Origin of the sequence: Pseudomonas sp. FW305-28 (assembly GCF_017351395.1) — a bacterium.
GTDB lineage: Bacteria > Pseudomonadota > Gammaproteobacteria > Pseudomonadales > Pseudomonadaceae > Aquipseudomonas > Aquipseudomonas fluorescens_AA.
This window is the reverse complement of the sequence record NZ_JACNDD010000040.1, coordinates 36,019-44,449: the sequence shown is the minus strand read 5'-3', so window position 1 is coordinate 44,449 and position 8,431 is coordinate 36,019. Positions and strand designations below refer to the sequence as shown.

Sequence of the window (8,431 nt, the reverse complement as noted above, 5' to 3'; positions counted from 1 at the left end):
CCATCCAGGTACAAACCATTGGCCGACGCCAGGGAAATACTACCGCCATCGCTCGCCACCGACGTGCGTCCCTGGCCGGGAATATCCAGCACGGCCTGGCTGCCATCCGCTTGCAGACGCGCGCCGTCGCGCACCACGACAAACAGTTCGGATGCGGAAGCCGAACCCTTTGTGGCATCGATCTGGCCGCCGATGACAATCTGCCCGCCATCACGTACCAAGCCATAGGTCTGCCCGCGCATATCCTGGGCGGTCACGGCCCGACTGGAGACGTCGATCAGCGCTTGCTCGCCCAGCCAGATGGAACGACCGTGGCCCTGGGCGTTGACGGCTTCACCCTGCGCACCGATGACGCTCAACCCGGTGAAGCTGACCCGCCCACCCCACGCATTAAGGGTGCCGTTGGCGGTCAGTTGACCGATGCTGCGCACATCGATGCCCTGCCCCGGATCGACGCTGATCACGCTGCCCTTGCCCAGGTTCAACACCGTGCTGGCCATGTCGGCCGCGCTGGAGTTCGCAGTACCGGCAGTGAGGCTCAGGCTTGCGCCGCGACGCTGGGTCAGGACGCCTTTGATCGCATCTTCCTGGTACAGCTGCGGCGTCCAGCGCTGCAACGCATCGGCCGGTTCTGCGCCGCTGCCGGTGCTCAACGCCTGCTCGCCGAAACGGTACACCGGCATCGTCACATCGACGCGGGTGCCTTCGGCCACGGTCAGGCCTTGGTTACCGGTGATGTCATAGGCCGAGAAGCCTTTGTCGAAGAAGTCACCGCCCAGTTGCAAGGTGCCGGGTTCGAGGGGCGAACCGCTGTCGCCGATCAGCACTTTGTTGGCCGCCAGTTGCAAGGTCCCGCCGCCATTCACGCCGGTGCCGCGCAATTCGCCGCCCAGGTTCAAGGCACCATTACTGGACGACGTGCCGGTACTGGCGGTCAGGGTCAGGTCACCGCCCTTGCCGCCACGGGTCTTGCCATCGGCCATGACCGCAGCACCGGAGCTGACGTCGATCAGGCTGCCCTGGCGCACATCGATGTCGCCGCTGCTGCGTACAGACACAACGCCGCCATTGAGGAACGGCAGGCCCTGGTGATCATTGCCGTCGAGTAGCAGGTTGCTCCACCGACCAGCGGTGTTCAATGTCACGCCCTCGCCCAGCGTGACCGCGGCGCGCTGACCGGTGGCGGGCGAAAGCACAACGTCTTCCATCTGGAAATTATCGGTTCGGACCTGTTTAAGCACGTTACCCAAGGCAATGCGCCCACTACGGGCGGTCAGGTCGGCGTTCACCTCCACTTGCGGCGCATAAAGCGTGATATCCCCGCCATCGGCCACCTTGAGCGTGCCATCGACGTTGATGCCTTGCGCCGCTGCCACCTTGACCGCGCCGAGCTGGAAGCCATTGAGCAGCGCGTTATCCAGCACCAACTTGCCTTGCCGGTCGCTGCCGACCACCGAGGTCAGGTCCAGGCCCGCGGCAATCTTGTCGGTCACCTTGCCGACGGTGACCTGATCGAAGATGGGGTTCAGGCCGCTATTGATCACGCCACTGGTCTTGTCATAGATCGGTGTGTAGCTGCCTGCCCACAACTGAGCCCGTCGGGCCACGGCGTTTTGCGATTGCTGGTAACCATCAAGGTTGAGGTTCGGCGCCTGGGTCTGGCGTTCACCCTGGTAGACCTCTCCAACGATCTGGCCTTCCAGCACCGCGTTGCGGGTCGATACCACCAGCTTGCCGGCATCGCGGCCAACGGTGTAGCCGGCCTCAAAACGCTCGCGCGGGGCGATCAGCGGATTGTAGTAGTAATCGGTCTGGCCCCAGCGCTGGCTGTGGTCTTCGTAGCCTTTGTAGATGCCGGTATAGAGGATGTCCCCCGGCGCCTTGGACAATTCGTACAAGCGTCCATCGGCGCCCTTGAGCCAGGACTGGCGCAGGTAGCCGCTCTGCACATCCAAGGTGCCGCCAGACAGGTTCAACTGCGCCGCCTGCTGGGTCACCACATCGTTGCCGGTGAACGTCAGGGTACCGCCTTGTGCGGCCCATTCGCCGACACTGTGGCCGCGGGTGCCCAGGTAACCGCCGACCTCCAACAATCCACCCGCCGTGTACCAACGATCGGTGGCGTAACCGTTAGTGCCCGCCGGCACGTAGATCAAGTCACGCACGTCCACCCACACATCGTTGTTGGTCAGTTTACCGCCGTCGCGGTTGACCGGGGCGTCGCGCTGTTCATTGCCCTGCACGTTGACCTTGATGGAATTGGATTCCATCGCCACCTTGACGCCGATGGCGCCGGACACATCGATCACCGCGCCATCGCGCACCAGGCTGCGCCCGGCGGCGCTGACCGCGACCTGGCCGCCGGTGGCCAGGGTGATGGAACCGTTCTGGAAGTCGACGCTGCCGCCACTGACGATCTCGACCCGGGACTGGTCGCTGCGGTCGACCACGCTGCTGAGGTTGTTGAACTGGCCGGTGATCAGGTTGTTCGGCGTGCCATCCAGGCCGGCCGGTCCGGCATTGCGCTGACTGTCCAGGGCGCTGCCGCCGGCAGCATCGAGCAACACCGCCGTGGCGCTGCCCTGCCCCAGGGTCACGCTGCCGCTGCTGTCGCTCGCGGCGTTGAGCAGGTGCACGGTGCCGCGGGTGTCCACCGAACTGCTGGCCACCGCCACGCCGTTCTGCTGCACGTTGTGCCCGGTGAGGGTGATGTCGCCGGTGCTGGCCTGGATCAGGCCGCTGTTGATCACCGTGCCGGCGCTGCTGCCGGGCTTGAGGGACGTCGCGACCTCGTTGCCACGGGTGGTGGAACGCAGGTTGCCGCTGGTGCCCTGGCCGCGCCGGATGTAGAAGCTGTCACCCGCCGCCAGGGTGGTCTGGCCCTTGGCAGTGATGATGGAACCGGCGTTCTCCACTTCGGACCCCAGCAGCAAGGCATAACCACCACCGGCCGTGGAGGTGGCAGCGCGATGGGTTTCGATCAGTGCGCCCTGCTGCACTTCAATCTTGCCCGCCGCGTCGGTGAAGGTCGGTTGGCTGCCGGTGGCATCGACGTACAAGCCGCGCTTGCTGAATTGTTCATCGCTGACGTTGGCCGCCACCGCCGCCAGATTGCGCACGTTAACCTGGCTGCTGCCGCTGAAAATGATGCCGTTGCGGTTGACCAGCATCACCGTGCCATTGCCCTTGATCTGGCCCTGGATCTGGCTCGGTCGGGCTTGAGGATCGTTGACTCGGTTGAGCACGGCCCAGTCCGACTGCTGCTGGAAATCCACAGTGGTGTTGCGCCCCACGTTGAAGGTTTCCCAGTTGAGAACCGCCTTGTCGGCGGTCTGCTCGATCTTCACCGTGGTCTTGCCGCCGCTCTGGGTCTGCTGCGGCCCCTTGGCGTTGAGCCAGCCCTGGGTCAGGCTGTTGTCGACCTTGAGGCCGCCCTCGCCCAAGCCGTCGGGCACGGTCTGGATTTGCCCGAACGCGGCCTGCCTTCCTGCCGCTTGCGCCGCCTGCTGCGCTGCGATGGCGGCCACTGTGTTGTTGAGGTTGGTCAGCGACCGCTGCAACTGCGCATTGGCCCGTTGCTGCTGCGCCAGGGGTGGTGGCATGCCCGGCTGCGCCGTCGTGGGCCGCCCCGTACCACCGGCCTGGGACGCGCCCTTGGCGGCAAACCAGGCCGAACTGAACGCCGTCGCCGCGTGGGCATTGCCGGCCACCATCAGCAGGGCAATGGCCTGGGCCAGCGGCTTGAGCCGCAACATCGACAACTCGCCATCGCGACGTGAAGCATTCAGGTTCGTCTGGGGTTTGCAGCGCAGCATCCTACTCATCCTTTCGGGTTCGCTCTAAGGGGGCGCAACGCAGTGCCATCAAGCTGCCAGCGTTGGTTATAGGGGTTAGGCGGTTACAACCGCTCGGGACCGAACGGATGTCATGAAAATTTCATGTGGCTGTGTTGGTACGGCTATGACGCAAAAAGTCAGCAACGGCTTTCACCGTTGCTGACCGGGTATTGCGGGTCGCTCAAGCGTGGGCTTACAACGGACGACCGATGGCGTTGCAGACGCTGGTGTTGCCGATGCTCAGACCGCTGGAAGCCGTGACGAAGGAATCACGAATGGCGGTTTTCCAAGCCGAAGGCAGCGGCACGAAACGGTTGGCGGTGATGGCCGAGTCGTTGTTGGTCAACGAACCGTAGTGGCGGCTGAAGAAGTTGCGAACCTGAGTGGTCTGGGTCGCATCGGCGTAGCACTGGCTGAAGATCACGTTGGTGAAGCCCAGGATCGGGTAGCCGGTGGATGGGTAGGCTACGACGCTAGGGTCGCTTGGGTTGGTGGTAGCGGCGAACACCGGTACCCAGGCGTTCGGGTTGGAGCGGTTGGCGACGGCAGGTACCGCGACAGCGGCGATGGCGGCCGATACGTTGGCTGGGGCTGGGGAAACACCGGCAACGCGGGCGACCTTGGTGGCGTCGTCCAGACCGGCCAAGGTGGTAGCCGCGTAGTCCGGGCTCATGTAGCTGATACGGCCTTGGGCGGCGTTCACTGCAGTCATCACAGCCTGGCTGCCAGTGGCGGAAACGGCGCCGGCTGGCAGGCCGCCGCTGTAGCTGGAGGCGAAGTTGGTGGTGATGGCGAAGGTGCCGGTTTCAGCGCACTTGGCATTCAGGAAGCGGGTGAACAGCTCGGTGGTGCCACTGCTTTCTGCACGGTAGACCACGGTGATCGCGCCGGTACGGCCCGAACCGGTGATCTGGCTCCAGTCGGTCAGACGACCGGAGAACACGCCGCACAATTGGTTGACGCTCAGGTCAACGTTGGCGGTGCCGGTCTTGTTGAACGGAATGGCAACCGAGGTGGCGACCGATGGCACCTGGATCAATGGACCCCAGGCAGCACCATGGGCGCTGACGTAGGTGCTCAGTTCGGTGGCGCTCAGCTTGGAGTCACTACCAGCCCAGTGCACTTTCTTGCCGCTGGTGTCGCCTGGCACGAACTTGGTGTAGTCGTTGGTCAGGAAAGCCGACTTGCCGGCACCACTGCCCACGCCGATGTAAGGGGCGAAACCGGCAGTCAGGACGCCGGAAGTCTGGTACAGCGGCTGAGGCAAGGTAGCACCACCGCCATTGACATCAGCCATGGCGGCCTGAGCGGCGCAGAGGCCGGCGAGGGTCAGGGATACCGCGAGAACGTTGCGCTTAAACATGAAGAATCTCCTTTCATCGTGTTCGTACGTAGGTTGGGTGACGCGTGCTTGCCGTCATGGCGCTCGGTCCTGTGCCGATGGCGATGGGGTGAGGCCATGGGTTAGAAATTCGCAGTTTCCGGTGACAGATAAAGGAAAAAACCTCGGGAGCCGAGGGCTGTTTTTTAGGCTTTTTCCTCGGGTGTTCGAGGGCTCTGGGCTGAGGGTTCGGCTGGTTCTTGCGGGGATGCAGCAAGGGTTCACCGTGAAGGTGGCGGCAGGCGGTGGGCAGGCGCGTAAACATGACAGAACGAGGAACCCGAGTTTGGCGATGGAGAGGCTCGGGAGGTGTTGCATCACTGCAAAACAACGGGCTGCTTTTGTGGCGAGGGAGCTTGCTCCCGCTGGGTTGCGAAGCGACCCCAGACGGGCTGATTGCGATCTGTCTGTTGTACTGGAAAGTCAGGTTTTAGGTCTGCTGCGCAGCCCAGCGGGAGCAAGCTCCCTCGCCACGGTTTTTGCGCGGTGGGCTATTGCACCAACTGGTTGATCTCGATGATCGGCAACAGCACCGCCATGACGATCACCAGCACCACCCCGCCCATGACCACGATCATCAACGGCTCCAGCAACGCAGTCATGCCCATGGCCCGGCGTTCGATGTCGCGGGACAGGGTCTGCGCGGCGCGTTCGAGCATCGGTGGCAGGCAGCCGGTTTTCTCACCGCTGGCGATCAGGTGGATCAGCACCGGCGGGAAGACTTTTTCCACCCGCAGCGCCGCCGCCAGGTTGACCCCTTCGCGGACCTTGGCCGTGGCCTCGCTGACGCTCTGGCTCAGGCGGTCGTTGGACAGGGTCTGGCGTGCGGCTTCGAGTGCTCGCAGCAACGGCACCCCGGCTCCGCCGAGAATCGCCAGGGTCGAGGCAAAGCGCGCGGTGTTGAGGCCCAGTACGAAACGCCCGATCAGCGGCAGGCGTAACACCCGCGCGTGCCAGTTCAACCGCGCCGCCGGTTTGCGCAAGTACATGCGCCAACTCCAGAACCCGCCGGCCAGCACGCCAAAACACAACCAGCCCCAGGCCCGAATGAAATCGCTGGCGGTGAGCATCGCCACGGTCAGCGCCGGCAGGTCCTGGCGGGCCTGGGAAAATGCACTGACCACCTGGGGCACCACGTAGCTGAGCAGGAAAATCACGATGGCGACCGACACCAGCCCCACTACCCCGGGGTAGATGAACGCCGTGAGAATCTTGCCCCGCAGGTTATTGCGCTCCTCGATGTAGTCCGCCAATCGCTCCATCACCTGGGCCAGGTCGCCGGACTCTTCACCGGCGGCAATCAACGCCCGATAGATTTCCGGAAAATCCCGGGGACGTGCCGCCAGGGCTTCGGCCAGGCGCATGCCGCTGCGCACATCGGCGCGCACCGCGCTCAAGGTCTGGGCGATGTGCTTGCGCTCGGCCTGTTCCACCGTGGCACTCAACGCGGCTTCCAACGGCAGGCTCGCGCCCAGCAGGCTCGCCAGTTGCCGGGTGGCCCAGGCCAGGTCGTTGTCCGAGAGTTTGGCGCTGAACAAGCCACCGCCGTTGGCCGGTGTCGTGTTGCGCTCGACCTGCACCTGCAATGCCGTCAGCCCGCGACTGCGCAACAGGTTGAAGGCCGCCCCCTGGCTGTCGGCTTCCAAGTGTCCGGATTCGATCTTGCCCTGGGCGTCGGCGGCCTCGAAACGGTAGCGATTCATCAGGCGTCCCGTGTCACGCGCAGGATTTCTTCAGGGGCCGTGGTGCCACTGCGCACCCAGCGCTCGCCATCCTCGCGCATGCTGAACATGCCGGCCTGGCGGGCGGCGGCGCGCAGTGCCTGCTCCCCTGCCCCCTGGTGGATCAGCGTGCGGATGTCATCGTCGATGCAGAACAGTTCATGGATCCCGGTGCGGCCGCTGTAGCCGGTCTGGTTACAGCTCGGGCAACCTACCGGGCGCCAGGTGCCGGGCGTGGAGGGATCTGGTTGCTTGCACTGCGGACACAACCTGCGCACCAGTCGCTGGGCCAGCACGCCGAGCATCGACGAGGCCAGCAGGAACGGCTCGACCCCCATGTCGATCAGGCGGTTGATGGCCGACACCGCGTCGTTGGTGTGCAGCGTCGCCAGCACCAGGTGACCGGTGAGGGACGCCTGCACGGCGATTTGTGCGGTTTCCAGGTCGCGGATTTCGCCGATCATGATGATGTCCGGGTCCTGGCGCAGGATCGCCCGCAACGCCAGGGCGAAGGTCATGTCGATCTTGGCGTTGACCTGGATCTGGCTGATGCCCGGCAGGTCGTATTCCACCGGGTCCTCCACCGTGAGGATGTTGTGGACGCTGGCGTCCAGCCGGGCCAGGGCGGCGTAGAGGCTGGTGGTCTTGCCGCTGCCCGTGGGGCCGGTGACCAGGACGATGCCGTGGGGCTGGCGGATCAGGTGATCGAGCTTGCCCAGTACGTCCGGATCCATCCCCAACGTTTCCAGTTGCAGGCGGCCGGCCTGTTTGTCCAGCAACCGCATCACCACCCGTTCGCCGTGGCCGGTGGGCACCGTCGAGACGCGGATATCGATCGGTCGACCGGCGACGCGCAAAGCGATGCGGCCGTCCTGGGGCAAGCGTTTTTCGGCGATGTCGAGCTGGGCCATGATCTTGATCCGCGACACCAGCGCACCGTGCAGGGCCTTGCGCGGCGAAACCACATCACGCAGGGTGCCGTCGACGCGATAGCGCACCACGGAATGGCTCTCGTAGGGTTCGATGTGGATGTCGCTGGCCTCATCCCGTGCGGCCTGGGTCAGCAAGGCATTGATCATGCGAATCACCGGCGCGCCGTCCTGGGTGTCCAGCAGGTCGGTGATCTCGGGGATGTCCTGCATCAGCCGGTCGAGGTCGACTTCGTTTTCCGCCGCGCCCACCACTGCGGCGGCACTGCCGGTGTCGGCATAGGCACTGTTGAGCAGCCCGTCGAGCTCCTCGTCGCGCACCCGCTCCAGCCGCACGTCGCCGAACTGACGGCGCACTTCACTGATGGACCAGCCCGGCGTGGACGGGCACACCATCAGCACCGCCCCCTCTTCGGACTGGCGCAACACCAGGCGCTGGGCCTTGGCCCAGGCGTATGGGAGGGTGTTCATGGGCACACTTCCTCTACTACTGACCCACCCACTGTGGCGAGGGAGCTTGCTCCCGCTGGGCTGCGCAGCAGCCCCAAAGCCAGGCACCTCGGT

At 64.7% G+C, this 8,431-nt stretch carries 4 protein-coding genes; all 4 read right to left on the bottom strand.

The window, feature by feature from the left end; genetic code table 11:
- The coding region (locus tag J4E53_RS11860) for a filamentous hemagglutinin N-terminal domain-containing protein (protein WP_207268143.1) at positions 1-3,815 on the bottom strand (3,815 nt) is incomplete at its 3' end.
- Between the two features lie 214 nt (positions 3,816-4,029).
- Complete coding sequence (locus J4E53_RS11855) at positions 4,030-5,199, bottom strand: substrate-binding domain-containing protein (RefSeq protein ID WP_103310410.1); 1,170 nt, start codon at positions 5,197-5,199, stop codon at positions 4,030-4,032.
- A gap of 509 nt (positions 5,200-5,708) precedes the next feature.
- Complete coding sequence (gspF, locus tag J4E53_RS11850; protein ID WP_060742025.1) at positions 5,709-6,920, bottom strand: type II secretion system inner membrane protein GspF; 1,212 nt, start codon at positions 6,918-6,920, stop codon at positions 5,709-5,711.
- A complete protein-coding gene (gene gspE, locus J4E53_RS11845; RefSeq protein WP_103310409.1) occupies positions 6,920-8,338 on the bottom strand; it encodes a type II secretion system ATPase GspE in 1,419 nt (472 codons plus the stop codon). The genes gspF and gspE overlap by 1 nt, the downstream gene beginning before the upstream one ends.
- Positions 8,339-8,431 lie beyond the last annotated feature (93 nt).

Bases quoted from the DNA above. Each gene is read 5' to 3' on its own strand.
- gspE (WP_103310409.1), bottom strand. From the start codon at position 8,338: ATGAACACCCTCCCATACGCCTGGGCCAAGGCCCAGCGCCTGGTGTTG.
- gspF (WP_060742025.1), bottom strand. From the start codon at position 6,920: ATGAATCGCTACCGTTTCGAGGCCGCCGACGCCCAGGGCAAGATCGAA.
- J4E53_RS11855 (WP_103310410.1), bottom strand. From the start codon at position 5,199: ATGTTTAAGCGCAACGTTCTCGCGGTATCCCTGACCCTCGCCGGCCTC.